Annotated in this window: 17 protein-coding genes and 1 pseudogene; 5 read left to right on the top strand and 13 right to left on the bottom strand. The window is 37.4% G+C overall.

Features of this window, described 5'->3' with window-relative positions:
* Positions 1-2 precede the first annotated feature (2 nt).
* The 4 genes from cyoB to ppsA form a co-directional block, all read right to left on the bottom strand.
* The gene (cyoB, locus tag GA0116959_RS05235; RefSeq protein WP_092719057.1) at positions 3-1,991 is read right to left on the bottom strand and encodes a cytochrome o ubiquinol oxidase subunit I; all 1,989 of its coding nucleotides are present in this window, start codon (positions 1,989-1,991) and stop codon (positions 3-5) included.
* 3 nt (positions 1,992-1,994) lie between these two features.
* On the bottom strand, positions 1,995-3,050 hold the full coding sequence (gene cyoA, locus GA0116959_RS05240; protein ID WP_053578015.1) for a ubiquinol oxidase subunit II: 1,056 nt from the start codon (positions 3,048-3,050) through the stop codon (positions 1,995-1,997).
* Positions 3,051-3,362: 312 nt separating this feature from the next.
* The gene (locus GA0116959_RS05245; protein WP_092719060.1) at positions 3,363-4,133 is read right to left on the bottom strand and encodes an RDD family protein; all 771 of its coding nucleotides are present in this window, start codon (positions 4,131-4,133) and stop codon (positions 3,363-3,365) included.
* Between the two features lie 80 nt (positions 4,134-4,213).
* The gene (ppsA, locus tag GA0116959_RS05250) at positions 4,214-6,592 is read right to left on the bottom strand and encodes a phosphoenolpyruvate synthase (protein ID WP_092719062.1); all 2,379 of its coding nucleotides are present in this window, start codon (positions 6,590-6,592) and stop codon (positions 4,214-4,216) included.
* Positions 6,593-6,751: 159 nt separating this feature from the next.
* Between ppsA and ppsR the strand changes: the two genes are divergently transcribed.
* The gene (gene ppsR / locus GA0116959_RS05255; RefSeq protein ID WP_053578012.1) at positions 6,752-7,588 is read left to right on the top strand and encodes a posphoenolpyruvate synthetase regulatory kinase/phosphorylase PpsR; all 837 of its coding nucleotides are present in this window, start codon (positions 6,752-6,754) and stop codon (positions 7,586-7,588) included.
* Positions 7,589-7,672: 84 nt separating this feature from the next.
* The gene (locus tag GA0116959_RS05260) at positions 7,673-8,401 is read left to right on the top strand and encodes a hypothetical protein (RefSeq protein ID WP_092719065.1); all 729 of its coding nucleotides are present in this window, start codon (positions 7,673-7,675) and stop codon (positions 8,399-8,401) included.
* Positions 8,402-8,463: 62 nt separating this feature from the next.
* On the opposite strand, the gene GA0116959_RS05265 is transcribed toward GA0116959_RS05260, so the two are convergent.
* The 5 genes from GA0116959_RS05265 to GA0116959_RS05285 all read right to left on the bottom strand — a co-directional run bounded on the left by GA0116959_RS05265 (position 8,464) and on the right by GA0116959_RS05285 (position 12,552).
* A complete protein-coding gene (locus GA0116959_RS05265; protein WP_092719067.1) occupies positions 8,464-9,018 on the bottom strand; it encodes an NAD(P)/FAD-dependent oxidoreductase in 555 nt (184 codons plus the stop codon).
* A gap of 270 nt (positions 9,019-9,288) precedes the next feature.
* Complete coding sequence (yiaA, locus tag GA0116959_RS05270) at positions 9,289-9,750, bottom strand: inner membrane protein YiaA (RefSeq protein ID WP_092719069.1); 462 nt, start codon at positions 9,748-9,750, stop codon at positions 9,289-9,291.
* 175 nt (positions 9,751-9,925) lie between these two features.
* On the bottom strand, positions 9,926-10,927 hold the full coding sequence (locus GA0116959_RS05275; protein ID WP_092719072.1) for an LLM class flavin-dependent oxidoreductase: 1,002 nt from the start codon (positions 10,925-10,927) through the stop codon (positions 9,926-9,928).
* A gap of 167 nt (positions 10,928-11,094) precedes the next feature.
* Positions 11,095-11,592, bottom strand: a complete 498-nt coding sequence (locus GA0116959_RS05280; RefSeq protein WP_092719075.1) for a hypothetical protein — start codon at positions 11,590-11,592, stop codon at positions 11,095-11,097.
* 528 nt (positions 11,593-12,120) lie between these two features.
* On the bottom strand, positions 12,121-12,552 hold the full coding sequence (locus GA0116959_RS05285; protein WP_092719077.1) for a hypothetical protein: 432 nt from the start codon (positions 12,550-12,552) through the stop codon (positions 12,121-12,123).
* Positions 12,553-12,918: 366 nt separating this feature from the next.
* Between GA0116959_RS05285 and prfA the strand changes: the two genes are divergently transcribed.
* On the top strand, positions 12,919-14,007 hold the full coding sequence (gene prfA / locus GA0116959_RS05290; protein WP_053578005.1) for a peptide chain release factor 1: 1,089 nt from the start codon (positions 12,919-12,921) through the stop codon (positions 14,005-14,007).
* The gene (gene prmC / locus GA0116959_RS05295; RefSeq protein ID WP_092719080.1) at positions 14,007-14,825 is read left to right on the top strand and encodes a peptide chain release factor N(5)-glutamine methyltransferase; all 819 of its coding nucleotides are present in this window, start codon (positions 14,007-14,009) and stop codon (positions 14,823-14,825) included. The genes prfA and prmC overlap by 1 nt, the downstream gene beginning before the upstream one ends.
* A 28-nt stretch (positions 14,826-14,853) precedes the next feature.
* On the opposite strand, the pseudogene GA0116959_RS05300 reads toward prmC, so the two are convergent.
* From GA0116959_RS05300 to GA0116959_RS05315, 4 genes and pseudogenes are all read right to left on the bottom strand, one after another.
* Positions 14,854-15,555 (bottom strand): annotated as a pseudogene (locus tag GA0116959_RS05300) (ABC transporter permease); the annotation flags it as partial.
* Positions 15,556-15,686: 131 nt separating this feature from the next.
* Positions 15,687-16,658, bottom strand: coding sequence for an aliphatic sulfonate ABC transporter substrate-binding protein (locus GA0116959_RS05305; RefSeq protein WP_092719085.1), 972 nt, complete (start codon positions 16,656-16,658; stop codon positions 15,687-15,689).
* Positions 16,659-17,157: 499 nt separating this feature from the next.
* Positions 17,158-17,511 (bottom strand): hypothetical protein, encoded by a 354-nt coding sequence (locus GA0116959_RS05310; protein WP_092719088.1) that lies wholly within the window; start codon positions 17,509-17,511, stop codon positions 17,158-17,160.
* A 205-nt stretch (positions 17,512-17,716) separates the two neighbouring features.
* On the bottom strand, positions 17,717-18,739 hold the full coding sequence (locus GA0116959_RS05315) for an AraC family transcriptional regulator (protein WP_092719090.1): 1,023 nt from the start codon (positions 18,737-18,739) through the stop codon (positions 17,717-17,719).
* Between the two features lie 157 nt (positions 18,740-18,896).
* On the opposite strand from GA0116959_RS05315, the gene GA0116959_RS05320 reads away from it, so the two are divergent.
* A complete protein-coding gene (locus tag GA0116959_RS05320) occupies positions 18,897-19,667 on the top strand; it encodes a 3-hydroxyacyl-CoA dehydrogenase (protein WP_092719092.1) in 771 nt (256 codons plus the stop codon).
* The last annotated feature ends 265 nt before the right edge of the window (positions 19,668-19,932 follow it).

A 19,932-nucleotide genomic window follows, 5' to 3' on the forward strand; every position in this document is an offset into this window, starting at 1 on the left:
TCTTAGTCCTTCTTCAAGTGTTTTTCAAGAATCGCATAGCGTTCGTTTTCAATACGCTCTACTTCAGCAGCAGGCACATAGTAATCCACTTTTTTAGTGAATGAACTTACGATAAACGAAACGATAGCACCAATGAATCCAATCACTGCTAACCACCAAATGTGCCAGATTAAAGCAAAGCCCATAAGTGTAATGAACATTGCAATGATAAAACCAGCAGCACGATTGGTCGGCATATGAATATCTTCATACTGAGTCGGTTTGGCATAGGCAATACCGTTTTCTTTGTCTGTCCAGAAGGTATCAATACCATTGATCTTTGGAAGATGAGCAAAGTTATAAAACGGAGCAGGTGAAGAAGTCGCCCATTCTAATGTACGGCCATCCCACGGATCGCCAGTCAAATCAAGGTTGTCATTACGTTGTAAGAAACCAACAATGATTTGCATTAAGAAACAAGCAATACCAATTGCAACAAGTACGGCACCAAACAGCGCGATAGCAACGTATGGATCCCACTCTGGATTGTCATATGTATTCAAACGACGTGTCATACCCATGAAGCCAAGGATATAAAGTGGCATGAATGCAAAATAGAAACCGAAGAACCAGAACCAGAAAGATGCTTTGCCCCAAGCTTCATTGAGTCTCCAGCCAAACATTTTTGGCCAGTAGAAAATGATCGCTGCGAACATACCAAATACAACACCACCAATAATAACGTTATGGAAGTGAGCAATCAAAAATAACGAGTTATGTACTAAGAAGTCCGCTGGTGGAACTGCCATTAATACGCCCGTTAAACCACCAATACCAAAAGTCACGAGGAAACCAAGTGTCCAAAGCATAGGGGTAGTAAAGGTAATGCGACCCTTGTACATGGTGAATAACCATGAGAAGATTTTCACACCAGTCGGAATTGCAATAACCATGGTCATGATGCCAAAGAACGCATTAACGTTCGCGCCAGCACCCATTGTAAAGAAGTGATGGACCCATACCACGAACGCAAGAACTGTGATCGCAATAGTCGCATACACCATTGATTTATAACCGAACAGTGCTTTACGAGAGAAGGTTGATACAACTTCAGAGTAGATACCAAATGCTGGTAGTACCAAAATATATACTTCTGGATGACCCCATGTCCAAATCAAGTTTACATACAACATTGGGCTACCACCCAAGTCATTTGTAAAGAAGTGGAAATCAAAATAGCGGTCAAGCGTTAGCATCGCAAGTGTTGCAGTCAATACTGGGAATGATGCAATGATCAATACAGCCGTACATAAAGCTGTCCAAGTAAAGATCGGCATATCCATCAATGTCATGCCAGGTGCGCGCATTTTAATGATGGTAACAAAAAAGTTAACACCAGTTAAAAGTGTACCCAAGCCTGAAACTTGTAGTGCCCAAATGTAGTAATCAACACCTACGCCAGGAGAGTATTCAATACCTGAAAGAGGAGGATAAGCCATCCAACCTGTTGCAGCGAATTCACCTAGTGCAAGAGAAGCCATCATTAAACCTGCAGCACCAGCAAAGAGCCAGAAGCTAAGAGAGTTCAACAATGGGAATGCAACGTCACGTGCACCAATTTGTAATGGTACAGAGATGTTCATTAAACCAACAACTAGACCCATTGCGACGAAGAAGATCATAATCACGCCATGCGCAGTAAAGATCTGATCGTAATGTTCTGGGTGTAAATAACCTTCACCACCACCTCGAGCGAGGAACTGTTGAAGACGCATCATGATTGCATCTGCGAAGCCACGAAGTAGCATAATCACAGAAATGAAAATATACATGATACCAATTTTTTTATGGTCTACAGAAGTGAACCATTCTGTCCACAAATAGTTCCACTTTTTAAAGTAGGTAATACCTGCAAAAACTGCAATACCACCGAGTACCATCATTGCAACAGTCGCCAACACGATTGGATCGTGTGGAATTGAATCTGGTCCTAACTTACCTAAGAAGCTCATGTTTTATTCCTCTCCAGAAGCAGTCGCATGTTCAACATTTTCATGAGCGGCATTCGCATGTCCTGCAGCAGGAGCTGAATGATCAGCACCATGGTAGTTACTCATGTATTTGTTAATCACAGATTCGAACAATTTTGGCTCAACTGAAGAATAATAAGTCACTGGATGTGGCTTAGTTGGATAAGGCGTTAATGCTTCTGCAGCAGCCTTTTCTTCTGGCGTTTCCGCATTGGCTATCATTGCTTCAATCTGATGAGTTGAACGATTACCGTCACGTAAGGTTGCAAATTCAGTTTGGTCTAAAATACCTTTTTGAATTGCTTCAGGGTTAACTGAAATGCCATTACCTGTCTTCACTGATTCTACCCAATTGGCAAACTGAGCTTCAGTCACAGAATGCGCTTTAAAATGCATTTGTGAGAAACCATAACCAGAATAGTTTGATGAAAAACCACGGAATACACCTGTTTCATCAGCCAACATATTCAAGTGAGTTTGCATGCCTGCCATAGCGTAGATTTGACCAGATAAAGCAGGAATGAAGAACGAATTCATTGTGAAGTTAGATGTTATACGTAAACTCAAAGGCGTTTTCTCAGGGAAACGGAGTTCGTTAACAGTCGCAATGTTTTGTTCTGGATAGATAAACACCCATTTAAATTGTTCAGCAATAACTTGAACAGTTAAAGGTGCCTTATCAGATTCGAGCGGACGGTAAGGGTCATACTTGTGGGAACCCCACCAAGTTAACCAAGCTAGAATACCAATAATAATGACGGGAATACCCCAAACTATAATTTCAATAGTCGTAGAGTGTGCCCAAGTAGGTTTGTATTCTGCATCTTTATTCGACGCGCGATATTTCCAACCAAACCACAATGCCATAATAACTGATGGAATAACCACCAAAAGCATTAGATAGATCGCAATCATCATCAGGTTACTTTGACCTTCAGCAACTGGACCTTTTGAGTTTAGAAGTACCATATCACCGCCACACCCAGTCAAGAGTGCAGCCATCGCAGATAAAGACAATACAGCTAAAAACGTTTGTCTCATTTTACAACCTCGGTGAAGAGTCCCATTCCCTAATTTAATATGGGATAGCGATTAAAGTGCCACATGATTAGAAATTTATTAATACTTATAAAGTTAAGTATGGCAAATATTTTCTAATCATACGACACCGCTACGTTGTAGGGCATTATGCCTCATATTGTTTAACTAAGCTATATTTAAAATGCCTTAAATGCCTGTTATAAAAACTGATTTTTTTAGTCGGAATTAAATTTCACTATAACTATTTCATTTTAATATCAATATTCTGAAACAAAACAGGAAGGTAAAATCCTTCCTGTTCTTATCGTTTAATTATTGTTTAATCACTTTGGTTTTTACCAGTTTATCATGTAAAGTTTGGCGTTTTTCGCTAAGTGCAAATGCATGATCTAGTATGGTAATGAATGGCATAAACAATAAATTTAAGATAATAAAGATAAAACTACGCAATGTAAAAGCACGCATCAAACTGACTTTTTCACCACTTTCTACATCTACAATCTTAATTTTAGTCAATTTTTTACCAATACTTTGACCTGATTTTGCCAATAAAAAAGCCTGAATACCTAACATGATAATGATGTAGATAAACATCGCTTGCCATGCTTCAGCTGGAATAAGGGTAAAAAGTTGCTGTTGTAATTGGATGGCTTGAGTAGAAGTATCCGCAGACTGCATTTTTTGTTGAATGTCAGAAAGCTGGTTAAATTGCTCGGGTTTTAGAAAAAAAGATGGAATGGCTGCTGCTGGTAACCAGAGGAGTAAATCAATAATTTTGGCTAAAAAACGCGTACCGATAGAGGCAAGTTCTGTATTCTGTACTGCTTTTTTTTCAACCTGTATTTTTTGAAAATGGTCGTTTTGAATAGGTGTTTTTTCAGGAAAAGGTGCAGGTGCTGTATAGCCTAAAGGCTCATATGCAAGTTTTCCTTGGGTTAATTCACCTAAAGCTTTCCATTCACTCATCCCTTGATGCCAGACTAGATCAGTAAGTAAAACTTGCTGACTCGCGAGCATTTGATTGAGTTGCTCTAATGTATATGGTCCAGCTTGTTGATTATTACGAGCCAAGTAAATTTGCATAAAATTAAATTCTCAAAACTAAAATTTAAAAAGTAGGTAAAAAAAAGACCCACGAATGGGGTCTTTTTTAACATGTTTTATTACGCTTGTTTAGTCTTTTCTTCAGACAAGAAGAACCAAGTATCTAAAACAGAGTCAGGATTTAATGAAACAGATTCGATACCTTGTTCCATTAACCATTGCGCAAGATCAGGATGATCGGATGGACCTTGACCACAAATACCGACATATTTACCTGCTTTTCGGCAAGCGTGAATAGCCATCGAAAGTAAAGCTTTCACCGCAGGATCACGCTCATCAAATAAGTGTGAAACAATGCCAGAGTCACGGTCAAGACCTAAAGTCAATTGAGTTAAATCATTTGAGCCAATAGAGAAGCCATCAAAATGTTCAAGGAACTGTTCAGCCAACAATGCATTGGTGGGTAATTCACACATCATGATGACTTTAAGACCATTCTCGCCACGTTTAAGACCATTTTGTGCCAATAATTCAATGACACGTTTTGCTTCTGCAACAGTACGAACAAAAGGAATCATGATTTGAATATTGGTTAAACCCATTTCATCACGTGCTTTTTTCAGGGCACGACATTCAAGTTCAAAACAGTCACGGAAGTTATCAGAAACATAACGGCTTGCACCGCGGAAACCCAACATTGGGTTTTCTTCTTCTGGTTCGTATAATTTACCACCAATGAGGTTGGCATATTCGTTTGACTTAAAGTCAGACATACGCACAATCACAGGTTTATCAGCAAAAGCAGCCGCAAGCGTTGAAATACCTTCTACTAATTTCTCAACATAAAATTCGATAGGAGAGCTGTAACCTGCAGTGCGTGTAAGAACAGCAGCGCGTGTTTCTCGCGGTAAACTATCAATATTTAATAATGCTTTTGGATGAACACCAATCATACGATTAATAATAAACTCTAAGCGTGCAAGCCCAATTCCTTCATTTGGAATAGTTGCGAAATCGAAGGCACGGTCAGGATTACCGACGTTCATCATAATTTTAAAGGGTAGTTTAGGCATAGATTCAATCGAGTTACGTTGGATTTCGAAATCCAAGGCACCTTCATAGATAAAACCTGTGTCACCTTCAGCACAAGACACGGTCACTTCTTGACCATCCACAAGTACTTCTGTTGCATTACCGCAACCCACAATTGCGGGTACACCAAGTTCACGAGCAATAATAGCAGCGTGACATGTACGACCACCACGATTAGTGACAATCGCAGCTGCACGTTTCATTACAGGTTCCCAGTCTGGGTCGGTCATGTCTGAGACAAGAACATCACCAGCTTGAACTTTATCCATTTCTTTGATCGAAGTGACAATACGTACTCGACCTGAACCAATACGTTGGCCAATTGAACGGCCTTCACAAATAACTGTACCTTTTTGTTTTAGTAAGTAACGTTCCATAGTGCCGACATTTTCACGGCTTTTAACTGTTTCTGGACGCGCTTGAACAATATAAATTTGACCGTCATCGCCATCTTTCGCCCATTCAATATCCATTGGAGAACCATAATGGTTTTCAATGATTAAGGCTTGTTTTGCCAGTTCTTGCAGCTCATGATCATTCAATGCGAACTGTTGACGATCAACTTTTTCAACATCAACGATTGAAACAGACTTTCCAGCAGATGCTTCTTCACCATAAATCATTTTTTGGTGTTTAGAACCTAAATTACGGCGCAGAATAGAATGTTTGCCTGCATTTAATAATGGTTTAGATAGATAAAATTCATCAGGGTTTACAGCCCCTTGAACCACCATTTCACCCAAACCATAAGATGCTGTAATAAATACAACATCACGGAAGCCTGATTCAGTGTCCAGTGTAAACATAACACCAGCAGCACCTGTTTCAGAGCGTACCATGCGCTGTACACCTGCAGACAATGCGACAACTTCGTGTTTGAAATTTTGGTGTACACGGTAAGCAATAGCACGGTCATTATAAAGTGAAGCAAACACTTCTTTGATTGCGATTAATACATTTTCGATGCCGCGAATATTTAAGAAAGTTTCTTGTTGACCAGCAAAAGAAGCATCAGGTAAATCTTCTGCAGTCGCGGAGGAACGAACAGCAACGGCAATGTCAGCATTTTCGGCCGATAGTTCAGCAAAAGCAGTACGTACTTCTTTTTCAAGTGCTGCTGTAAGCGGAGTATCTACAATCCATTGACGAATTTTAGCCCCCGTTTCTGCCAAAGCATTAACGTCATCCACATTTAAAGTTGATAATTCTGTTTGAATTTTAGCGTTTAGGCCACTTTGTTCGAGAAACTCACGATAAGCATCTGCTGTAGTTGCGAAGCCTCCTGGCACTGATACGCCAGCATTGGATAAGTGGCTGATCATTTCCCCTAAAGATGAGTTTTTCCCACCTACAAGTTCAACGTCGTGTTTCCCTAATTTTTCTAGACCAATTACGCGCGCTTCCAATGTTGTTACTCCACTTTTTGCAGTATTAATCACTATCTTGTTGGCATGAAATTATAACAAATTTACTCAGCATTTTGATTTTACTCAGCAAAAGTTATATAAGATCAGTTTACTATAATGATTATATAGCACTTAGACAAATATTTAAGGAGAATTTTAATGTCAGAAGGTAAACAGATTAAGCGCAGTGTTTTTTTTATTTCCGATGGTACAGCAATTACGGCTGAAACCCTTGGTCACTCATTGTTAGCACAGTTTCCTCATGTTGATTTTAATATTCATATTATTCCTTATATTACCTCTGAAGAAGCAGCAATGGAGGTAGTTGCAGAAATTAATAAACGTGCTGAGCAAGATGGAAATCAACCTTTGGTTTTTGATACATTGGTCGACCCGTATGCACGTGATATTATTAACACCGCAAATGCTATAAATCTTGATGTTTTTGAAGGTCTTATAAGTAAATTGTCTGAGGTTTTAGGTACACCACCTACAACTTTAGTCGGGCAGACCCATGCAGTAACAGATTCTGAGTCTTATAAGGCACGAATTGATGCAGTACATTTTGCTTTAGACAATGATGATGGCGCGCGAACACGTCATTATGACAAAGCTGATTTAATTTTAATTGGCGTATCACGTTCAGGTAAAACACCAACTTCAATTTATTTGTCCTTACAATTTGGAATCCGTGTGGCGAATTACCCTTTAACTGAAGAAGACCTCGATGACAATCGTTTACCTGCTGTTTTAAAAGCGCATAAGAATAAATTGTTCGGCTTAATGATTGATGCGGAAAGGTTAGTTGCCATTCGTTCTGAGCGTAAAGCCAATAGTCGTTATGCAAGTTTTAGTCAATGTCAGATGGAATTACGCGCCATTGAAGGCATTTATATTTCAGAAGGTTTGAAGTATTTAAATGTATCTGAAATGTCGATTGAAGAAATTTCAACTCGTGTGTTACAGATGACAGGTTTAAAGCGTCGTATTGGTTAATGGTGATTACATTAATCAAAAATAAGAGTCTTTTATTGGGCTCTTATTTTATGTCATAAATAACAAAAAGAACGGGTGAATGAGATGAAAGAAATATCGAAAATAGTCGGATTGATGGTTTTATCTATAGGTTGCTTAAGCCAGAGTTATGCCAATACCACAACTTTAGGTACGCAAGAACAGCAGATTTATAAAAAATACAGTCAACAGGATTTTTACACCATCAATGAAAAACTTGAAACTGATGTCGTAAAGTTAATTGAAAAGAATGCAAATAGTTATAAGTATTCATTTCCTCAATTGACTGAAAATCTGAATTTAAATATTCACTATGCGCCTGATCAAGTATTTAAAACGTATACTTTTGATGTCGGTGGTGGTGGGACTATGGGAACCTATTCATCTTATGCGCAGTTCAAAAATGCACCTAAGCATAAACTGCAATCTATCGAAACGGGTTTTATTCGAAATATTAACCAAGTTACGTTATCTGGACAGGCTATTTATTTAATTCAAAGTTATTATAAAGGGGATAGCTGCGTAGGCGCTTATCAAATACAAGCCTATAAACAACAAAAAAATCAGTTGCATTCAGTACCAATTTTTCAAACCAAAACAAAGAAATTAGACACTGTTCGTGTGGACTATGATTGCCAATACGATACGGAGCGTAAAGGTGATTATATTCGTGTCTCAAAAGATATGAAGTTTATTGATATTAAATTATTAGATCAAAATACTAAACCCACAGGTAAATATTTACGTTATCAAAAAATGAATAGTCATTATCAATATGTGGGTACAGTAAAGTAAGTGAGAGAAGAAAGAGATCTTATTGAATCTCTTTCTTGTGTTTTAGATAAGTGGCTCAAATTCTAATAAGTGGTAATGATGATATCGACTGGATGTTCAGTACCATCCATGCTGTGTATCGCATGATTGGTAATTTTGACTACGGGCCAAGTAATTAACTGACAGTTCTGATGTTGCATAGCGCGATAATAGCTATCTGATTTAAAAAATAATTTATTTTCACTGGCGGAATTCGGCATAAGCTGACGCTTTAGCCAATTATTTTTAACCTCTGACTCAAGATAGCGAATCGCCAAAAGGGATTTAACTCGATTATTAAATAACCGTCTATTCTTAATGATGAGCGGATGTGATAGAAGTTTATGTATGCCTTTTTCAGTACGTGGCAACACAAAATGTGGCGTAATTTGAAATACTTTAATGGATTGAGCGCTATTACAGAGTTGTTCTAGGTGCGTAACCATATACTGATTTGCACCAATAATTGCCACATTGAATGTTGAAAAATCAAATGACTTTAAGTCTTCTGCACGAATTACATTCCCTGTAAATTTATTAAAAAAATCAGGGGAGTTTTGAAAAAAGCCATCCAAAGCATTTTTTCTCTTATCAACCATTTTACTGTCCTTTGTTATTTTATTTCATTGAAATGCTTTTTATAGGTTAATCATATAGCCAAGATAAATAGAGTGGTAAAGATTTTTTAGCAGTCGTGTCAGTCATCGTTAATCTAAAATATAGTCAAAAGTAGCTTTTAAAAATAAAGGATGCCGAAAATTGTATAAAAAGGTCATCTGAGGAAATAGCACAAATTAATTTTATAAATAAAAAAATTATTTAAAAATGAAGAATTAAAGCTATCTATCACCAGTTTAAATTACTTAATTTTATTGTGAGTCATCGTTATGGTCGGTATTTGGAAATTCGGGAAGCTTAGGCGTTTGACTATGGGTTCTTAAATAATCCAAATCACGAATATTTTTTTGGACTGCAACAGCACCAAACAAACTCAGTAAAAAAGCCATGATATAAAATCCTTTTTCACTTAATTGAAGCGAAGCATTCCAGAGTCCAATGGTCAGTAAAAATGCACAAATAATGATGGATGCCCAACATAATCCAAAATAAATAGAGGTGACAGCAATGCCTTCAAGTTTATCGCGGACAATTTTTTGCAAAGACACTGCTGCAAATAAACCATATAAAATCAAAATTAGATAATAGCCTTTTTCATTAAATGGCATTTGTGCATTCCATAAGCCAATAATATACGCGGCTATACCTGCAATAAGCGCAACCCAGCTTGCTGCAATAAAAGCTGAAGTGGGTTTGTTAATATATTGATTCATCAGACTTCCATTTTTATGTTCAGTTATTTTTATATTACTATTATGCCTTAGCAAAACAAGATCGCAAAGCGTGTTTAACTTTCATTAAATTTAAGAGGCTCAGCATTCAATAGTCGTATTATTTTTGAAATCTAAATAGCAGCTAAAATGATGCTATTTAGATTTTTTGAAAATTTCAGGCGTTTTTGATATCCATCAATAATTCAAAATTTTCGATACGTTTGTCTGTATCATAAATATCACATGTAAATATAAACTCATCAATTTCATACTGTGCTAAAAGATCTTCCAAGCCTGCTTTAACCGTTTCAGGTGAACCTACTTGAGACATCGCATAGAAGTTATTAACAGACATTTTTTCTGCAGGAGTCCAAATTCCTTCCATGCTTTCTACGGGTGCTTTAAGTTTCAAGCTTTGACCACGCATCAATCCCAAAACACGTTGGTAGGCGCTGGTGGCCAAATATGCTGCTTCTTCATCAGAATGCGCAACAACGGTAGGAACTCCCATCGAAATATACGGCCGATCTAAATATTCAGAAGCCTCAAAATTGTCGCGATAAAGTTGAATCGCTTGACCCAGCATACGTGGTGCAAAATGTGAGGCAAATGAATAGGGAAGTCCTAATTTTGCTGCCAATTGTGCGCTAAATAAACTTGAACCCAATAACCAAACAGGCACATGCGTGTTTTGACCAGGCGTAGCGACTATACGTTGATGTGGTGCTGGTTCTTTGAAATATTGCAATATTTCCATCACATCTTGAGGGAATTGATCTTCGGTTTCTTGGCGACCACGGCGTAAAGCGCGCATAGTGAGTTGGTCAGTCCCGGGAGCACGACCTAAACCCAGTTCTACTCGATCAGGATAGAGTGTGGCTAAAGTACCAAATTGCTCTGCAACAACCAACGGTGCATGATTGGGCAACATAATACCGCCTGAACCTACTTTCAAACTTTGGGTGTTGGCCAAGAGGTAACCCAGTAAAACAGCAGTTGCTGAGCTGGCAATACCATCCATATTATGATGTTCTGCTAACCAAAGTCTTTTATAACCCAGACTCTCTGCTTTTTGAGCCAGTGCCAAAGCATGATGTAGTGAAAATTGAATACTTTTATCATCACGCACAGGAGCGAGTTCAAGAATTGAAAATTGGGTATCTTTTAATGAACGCATGGAATATCTCAAATATAGAATCTCATCAAAGCATACGTTGACTCACGTGTTTTGTATATCGTTTTTTTTCGATATTAAATTTGTTGTGTATTTAGCTATAGAGAACGTGCAAAAAAAAGCACCCGAAGGTGCTTTTAACTGACATGTAAATATTTGAGTTATTCAGCTTAACGACGTTTATTCCAGCCTAAATGGCGACCATTATCACGTCGGTAATTACGGTCATTGTAGCTGTATTTGCTATTGCGATAACCTCTATCGTTATAACGATTATCTCGTTCATCATCGTAGCGGCGGTCTTCGCTTACTTTTTTACCCAAGACCGAACCACCTGCAGAGCCGAGTGCAGCTCCTGCGTATCCACCGGTGCTACCCGCAACACTTTGACCGACTGTATAGCCACCTGCACCACCTAAAGCTGCACCAATAGCTGCACCTGTTCGATCGCGTTTACTGGCTGATGCCGCTGCACCACCTGCACCACCCAGAGCCGAGCCAATCATCGCACCAGTGTTACCACCCATTTGTTTACCAATTGCAGCACCGACTACACCACCAAGTGCAGAAGTTAAAGCAACATTGGTATTGGTGCCTGCATAAGAGGTAGTTGTGGCTACAGCTGATGTGGCAAGTACTGCAGCTAAAATCATTGAATTAAATTTCACCGTAAACTCCTTGTGGAGGCTTTTGTTATGTCTTGAGTTTAATGTAATAAGAAATGTGAAATTGAAGATGAATGAGTTGTTCATGGTTTGTATTTTTTTTCTGCCAAATTCATTCATAATTGATATTACATATAGACAAAAGACTCAGTGCTATCAAAAGTATTCACACTTAAATCTAAGTAAGTTAAATGCACAATCATAGATTCTGAGCGTTTGAGTCTTTTAATTGGATTTAAGTTTTAAACTAAAATATTTTTAAGCTATTTTTTATGATAATTGGTTTTTATCGATCAAAGGATAGTTTAGGCTTGCATTTCAAAGGCTAATGTAGCCTAGTTTATGACTTGAAAATTAAGCTGATTCAAATCTTTTCTGTAGTAATGAAAAATAGGATTTACAGTTTTAAATCTTTAGATTTATCAAAATCTTATCTAAGAATATTTTGAAATAGAAAATAAAAAATACCAATCAATTTTAATTGATTGGTATTTTTTTGGAAAAGCTTGTACTGATTAAATGTTTGATCAATTAACGGTGATTACGACGGTGTTTTTTTGAATGTTTTTTATAAGAGCGTTGATCTGCACGGCGATCCTCTGATACTTTTTTACCAAGGACAGAACCACCAGCAGCACCCAAAGCTGAACCGACATATCCACCGGTTGTACCACCTATATTTTTACCGACAGTATAACCACCGACACCACCTAGACCACCACCAATTGCAGCGCCCGTACGGTTACGACGGTCTGCAGAAACAGCAGCACCACCCGCACCACCAATTGCAGAACCAATCATCGCACCAGTGTTACCACCCATACTTTTACCAATAGCAGTACCTGCAACACTACCTAATGCAGAAGTGGCTGCAATACGTGTTGAGTTATCTGCATGAGCATTAACGGCCATCATTGAAGTTGCTGCTAATGTTGCGCTTAATAAGAATGCATTTAGTTTCATGATGAACTCCATGTCCGAATGATTTGGACGTTTAATTAATTTATTTCGTTGGAGCAAATGTAACAAAAATGTTTTAGAACAATATGGAGAGCTATCAACACAGTTGTGGCATTTGGTGTCTGCTTTGTAAAGTTTCATTAACAATATGGAGGAAACGCTTCAAATGTGGTTTGTAGCGCTGAATAATTAAGCAATTGGCTGATTTATAGATTTATTGATATTTTGCATGTTCAGGCTTAAATATTGGTGTCGCGACATTATCTATGTCATTTAAACCTGAGAATCGTTACACTAGACACAATTTTTTAAGCCCATTCTGTGTCATATCCAACATAGAAAAGCCTTTATATTGAGATATTTTGTAAAATGAAAGAGTCGTTACGTTTACGATTAGATCAACTCTCTGACCGTCATGAAGAATTAACCGCATTACTTGCGGATATAGAAGTCATTTCTGACAACAAGCGCTTTCGCCAACTTTCGCGTGAACATAATGATTTAACAGATATAACCGAAGTCTGGAAAAAGTATACGCAAGCAGAGCAAGATATTGAAACTGCAGCAACAATGTTGTCTGATCCTGATTTTAAGGAAATGGCACAAGAAGAAATTCAAACCAATAAAGCTATTATTAGTCAGCTTGAAGCTGACTTAAATATTTTAATGATTCCTAAAGATCCCAATGATGCAAATTCAGCTTATTTGGAAATTCGCGCTGGAACCGGCGGAGATGAAGCTGCTATTTTTTCAGGTGATTTATATCGCATGTATAGCAAGTATGCTGAGACTCAAGGCTGGAAATTGGAAGTTTTGTCTGAAAATGAAGGTGAGCATGGCGGATATAAAGAAGTTATTTGCCTGATTAATGGTGAAGGTGTATATGGTCGTTTGAAATTTGAAAGTGGTGCGCACCGTGTCCAACGTGTGCCTGCAACAGAGTCTCAAGGTCGTGTACATACTTCCGCGTGTACAGTCGCCATTTTACCAGAAGTAGATGTTGATACTTCGGTTGAAATCAATGCTTCTGATCTACGTATTGATACATATCGTGCTTCGGGTGCAGGAGGACAGCATATTAATAAGACTGACTCTGCGGTCCGTATTACCCATTTGCCGTCTGGTGTCGTAGTTGAATGTCAAGATGAACGTTCTCAACATAAAAATAAAGCCAAAGCGATGGCACTCTTGGTGTCACGTTTAGAAAATGCCAAGCGTGCAGCAGCAGATGCAGCCACTTCAGAAATGCGCCGTGATTTGGTCGGTTCAGGAGATCGGTCAGAACGGATTCGTACTTATAATTACCCACAAGGGCGTATGACTGATCATCGTATTAACCTGACTTTATATAAGTTGGATGCAGTGATGGAAGGCGATTTGACCGAACTACTGGATAGTTTACATCGTGAATATCAGGCAGATCAGTTGGCGATGCTTGCACAGCAGAATGGTGGCTAATGAACATTGAACAAGCTTTAACTTTACGCGGAGAAGCGGAAAGTTACGAACGTCAAGAAAACGCATGGCTACTTGAGCATCTTACTCAAATTGATTCATTTGATTTGTTGATGAAAAAAACTCAAGAACTTACGCTTGAACAAGAACAGCAATATATCGCTGGACTAGAGCGTATTGCTGCGGGTGAGCCTCTGGCTTATATCACAGGTTCTCAACCCTTCTGGACACTTGATTTAAAAGTGACTCAAGATACGTTGGTGCCTCGTCCAGATACCGAAGTATTGGTCGAAACAGTTTTAAAGTTATACTTACCTAATGATGCCCGTATTGTGGATTTGGGAACAGGAACAGGTGCCATTGCTTTGTCACTGGCCAGTGAGCGTCCAGAATGGTCGATAACGGCAACTGATATTTACGCACCCACTTTAGAGGTGGCACAGTTTAATGCTGAAAAACATGATTTAACGCAGGTTAAATTTGCTTTAGGACATTGGTTTAAAGCGTTAGAACGTAATCAATTTTTTGATGTGATTGTTTCGAATCCACCGTATATCGATCCAGACGATGAGCACATGCAAGATTTGGCAACCGAACCAAAGCACGCTTTGGTTGCAGCGAATAACGGTTTAGCTGATCTTGAGTTCATTATTCAAAACGGTAAAAAATGGTTGACTGCAAATGGCTGGATTGCACTTGAACACGGTTATAATCAAGCGGGTGTCGTCTATCAATTATTTAAAAAATATGGTTATACAGAGATTCAAACCATTAAAGATTATGGTGGTAATAATCGTGTAACTATTGGTTGTTCAATGTAATTTAAAAAAATAAAGCGCTAAAAGCGCTTTATTTTTTGACTACATCGCGCCAACGTAATTGCTTATTTTCAATAAGTTTCATTAAACCATCACTGATTTTTCCGAGAATAGCCAACAAAATAATGGCAATAATCACAATATCAGGTCGAGATGTTTCCCGTCCGTCACTGAGTAAATAGCCAATCCCTTGCGTTGCTGCAATGAGTTCAGCTGCAATCATAAACATCCAAGATAAGCTTAAACTGTTACGTAAGCCCGTTAAAATACCAGGTGAAGCAGCAGGTAAAATAATTTCTTTAATTTGTTGAAAATATTTCAATCGATAGACTTGTGCAACTTCAATCAATTTGCGATCTACGCCCTGAATAGCAGCCACAGCATTGGTATAAGTCGGAAAAAATGCGCCAATTGCAATTAAGGTGATTTTGGAAGTTTCATCAATTCCCAACCATAAAAGTAACAGAGGAATCCAAGCCAAGCTTGGAATTGATTTAAGCGCTGAAAAAGAAGGTTCTAAAAAATCTTCAGCGTGTTTATTTAATCCGACAAAAATAGCAAATATCAGTGCAAGTCCACTTCCAATAAAAAAACCAAAGAAAACTCGCCAAGTACTGGTCCAAATATGCTGCCATAAATCACCCTTGGCCAACTCTATTAAAGACTGCCATAAGCTACTTGGAGCAGGAAGCAAATAGGATGCTATAAAGCCTTTACGCACAAGTACTTCACACAGAATGACCAGTAAAATCGGCAAAAAAAACCCTTTAAGCCTGCTTTGGAGTTTAAGCCAGCGCGGCGAAATGCATTTATTCACTGCCCGAATTTTTATAGGAGTATCATCAGTTTCTAAAGGATAAGACATTATTTGGTCACGACTTTTTGTGCATATTTAACATCAAATAATTGATCAATCACTTGATTAACATTCGTACCTTTACGAACCAAATCTTCTTCAGTCAAAATGGTTCCAGATTTTTTTAAGGCATTGATATGTTTTATGGTTGGAATGTTTTGTTCAAAATTGGTTCGACTTAATTGCAGTTTAGCCACAGCTATGGGTAATTTGGCTTCACGTGCCAATAACTCTGCCAACTGGTCTGGATTGGCTTTGGCCCATTTACGTGCTTGTTCATAGGCTTTAATGACTGCTTCTATGGCCTCAGGACTTTGTTTCGCAAATTTTTCTTTGGTACTCAACACACTGAAACTATTAAATCCGATATTTCGATAAAGTAGTCTTGCACCTGATTGTATTTGTGCAGCCGCCATTAACGGATCTAAGCCTGCCCAAGCATCGATCTGTCCACGATCGAGTGCAGTTTTGCCATCTGGATGTTGCAAGTGCACCAATTGAACGTCTTTTTTACTCAAACCTGCAGTTTCAAGTGCCTGCAAAGTAAACAGAAAAGGATCAGTACCTTTGGTTGCCGCAATCTTTTTCCCTTTTAAATCCTGAATACTCTTGATTGTTGAATTTTTTGCAACGACTAAAGCTGTCCATTCGGGTTGACTTTGGATGTACACTGTTTTAATTGGGCTACCATTCGCACGACTCAATGTAGCTGCTAAACCCGCAGTTGATGAAAAATCGATACTATCGCTATTTAAGTATTCCAATGAGCGATTGCTGCCTTGGCTAAAGACCCATTTAATTTCAGTTTTAGGCAATGCTTTTTCCAATAGTTTTTGCTCTTTCACCACTAAACTTGTAGGCGCGTAATAAGCATAGTCTAGCTTGAGTGTATCGGGGAGAGCTGAAAAACTCTGTTGAGTTAGGAAAGCAAGTGTGATTGCAGTAACTAATTTTTTAGTTTTAAAGTCAAAACTGTGCATTTATAGACCCCATAAAATTGTAGAACATTGTATGGAACCAGATACTGCCAGTAATTAAAGGGTAATCAGAAACCAGTAATTTTTATAAAATTATCTTAATTTTGCATATATCGAAATTAAGATTACAAGTATATGAAATTTATAATATTAATCTATATTTTTAAGTTTTTCCTTCTTTATATTAAAAACATAAATTGAAATAGAAAAAGGTAATAATTTACATTTAATCATTATGTATATTCAATGTAATTTCATTGTAATTACAAAATTAGAGTTTTATCATACCATTGTAAACATCTATGATTACTCAAATTTTATGAGATATTCAGTAGAATACTATTTAAAAAGACAAGACTGAGTGATTGTATTTCATAGTTCGAATTAAACTATTTTGTATTAAAGCTTAAAATCTATACAAGAACTATTACTCTGCAATGAGGTCATTTAATTAAGCCAAAAAAAGCGACTTTATAAAGTCGCTTTTAGCTTTAGTTTGATTTTATATAGGAAAGTCTTTGAGACAATCTGAGATATCTAACTGAGTGAGCGAATCAGTTTCGAGTGCTAAACAGAGCGTCACAATTTTTGCTGTATGAGCAAGAGATTGATCATCTTTTAAAGCAATACCAGTTTTTAAGATTTGAATACGCTCAGCAGGAATATCTAGAGCCTGAGCTAATTCAATAGCATCGGCACGATTGAAAAAGCTGATCATTGCTTTTTCAAGTGCTGAGTCAGACGAATTTAAAATTCCTTGATTCACTAGCTCATCAAATTGAGATGTGTGAGTGTTGAGAGAATGAGTAAAGTTTTGCACTAAATTTTGCTCTAGTACATCAATCATCTTTAGCATGTCAGAACCTTTAATTTAAGGTGATTTCACGGGGAGGAGAACAGCAGATTAAGCATAAAATATGCTTTAAAATTGATTGAAAAATAACCCATTTTGGAACATTATGCAAACATCTTTAGATGAGTGAACAGAAAGTGAATTAAGCGCATGAAAAACTTAAATATTATAAAAATGATTAATTTTGATTAAACGAATACAAAAGACATTATTGTTCCTGATGTTGACGATAAGCTCCAGGACTGACGCCTGTCCATTTTTTGAAAGCACGATGAAAAGCGCTGGGATCATGAAAGTTTAATTGATGACTGATATCTTGCAATGTTTTTGACGTATTGGTTAAAAAGTCTATTGCCATATCGCAGCGGATATCATTTTTGAGTTGTTGATAGCTCACGCCTTCACTTTTTAGGCGCCTTTGTATGGTTGCATTTGACATATTAAAATATTGTGCAATTTCATTTAGTTCTAACCAATTCGACGGTGGATACTTGATTAAATATTTGCGTAATTGGGTACTAATTGCATTGGGGTTTTTGAAACGAACCAATAAATTTTGTGGCGTATTTTGAATAAATTGATGCCATGAGGATGAGTCTTGTTTGATAGTGATATTTAAATAGTTGGCATCAAACTGTATATAATTTTCAGCACTATTATATTGAATCTTCTCACAAAATCGAACTTTGTAATCATGATCATCTAGCGGTGCATCACATTTAAGTTGTATTTGCTGAATAAACACTCTCTGTCGGCTTAACCAACACATCAAGCCATGAATAAAGATTAAATAAGTGGCATAGCTAAACATTCTTTTTGGATTTTTTTGATCATAAATAATGATATAAGCATAATTTTCCTGAACAAATAACTGACTGTTAAAATCATCTAAAACAATATTCAAAAATTGCAAAATATGTTGTAGTGCTTTTTCTACTGTTTCATTGTGCATGGCGGATTTTGCTAAAAATTTAAAACTTCCACGACGCATGGGATGACTATCAATACCAAAAAATTCATCATTCATTAAATTTGCAAGTTCAACCCATAACTTTGCATATTGTGAAACCGAAACCCGAGCTTTAGAGGTATTTAGTAATTCTAGAGGTATACCGGAATTGATTAACACAGATTCAGTGTTTAAACCCTTTTGATGGGCGACCAGTAGGGCTTCATGAACCAAATGAATTGAAATGGTATCTTTGTTGTAATATGCGTTTTGGTGAGTCATGTACTGAATATCCAGAGTCAGTTCATTGCTTGAATAACATCTCATTATCCAAATCTATCATTGATTATGCAATATTTTGAAATTGTACTTTAATACAAGTGTATTTACTCTGCACCATAAGTCGAAAGCTTATTTAAATCATCAACAGGAATATAAAATGAAAATTCAAGGAAAAGTTTTTGTGGTGACTGGTGGTGCTTCAGGTTTAGGTGCAGCAACAGCTCGTTACTTAATTGAAAAAAAAGCAAAAGTGATTATGGTGGATATGAATCATGAGCTAGGAACTGAACTTCAACAACAATTGGGTGCAGCAGCATTATTTATCACACTAGATGTGACCGATGAAGATGCAGTTAAAACTTTTTTTGAAAATATTGAGCAACAATATGGTCAGCTAAATGGCTTAGTCAATTGTGCAGGAATTGGACCATCTGCTAAGGTTTTAGGCCGTGATGGTATACATGAACTTGCGTTATTTCAAAAAGTGTTCAACATAAATGTGATGGGAACATTTAATATGATTCGCTTTGCTGCAAACCTGATGGCCAAATACCAACTTCAAAGTGATGAAGAAGAAAGAGGTGTGATTGTCAATACCGCTTCGGTTGCCGCATTTGATGGTCAAATTGGTCAAACGGCTTATGCAGGATCTAAAGGCGCAGTGGTTGCTATGACTTTGCCGTTGGCACGTGAACTTGCGCGTGAAGCCATTCGTGTCATGACGATTGCGCCTGGCATTATGGAAACACCGATGTTAAAAAGTTTGCCACAAAATGTTCAAGATGCTTTAGGAGAAATGGTGCCATTTCCACCACGTTTGGCGAAGCCTGAAGAATTTGCGCATATGGTGGGTCATATCTTTGAAAATAGCTATTTGAATGGTGAAGTCATTCGTCTAGATGGTGCGATTCGTATGCAGCCGAAGTAATTATTCCTTATTTTTATAATATTGTCATGGTTTTATACATAATGTGAGTGCTTTTGGTTAATTGTATTTCAATATTATTAACCAAAATTTTACTCATTAAAAATTGTTAAATTATATTGAGGGTGCAAAAACCTTTAGGGAAATTCAAAACTTATGGCGCTCTGTCTTGGGAAGTCGCCAACGATTTTTGAGTTTAAAAACACTCAAAAATAGATTTCTTCATATTTATAAAATTGAGAAAAATAAAATAATAACGTTGAATATT

Origin of the sequence: Acinetobacter albensis, assembly GCF_900095025.1 — a bacterium.
GTDB lineage: Bacteria > Pseudomonadota > Gammaproteobacteria > Pseudomonadales > Moraxellaceae > Acinetobacter > Acinetobacter albensis.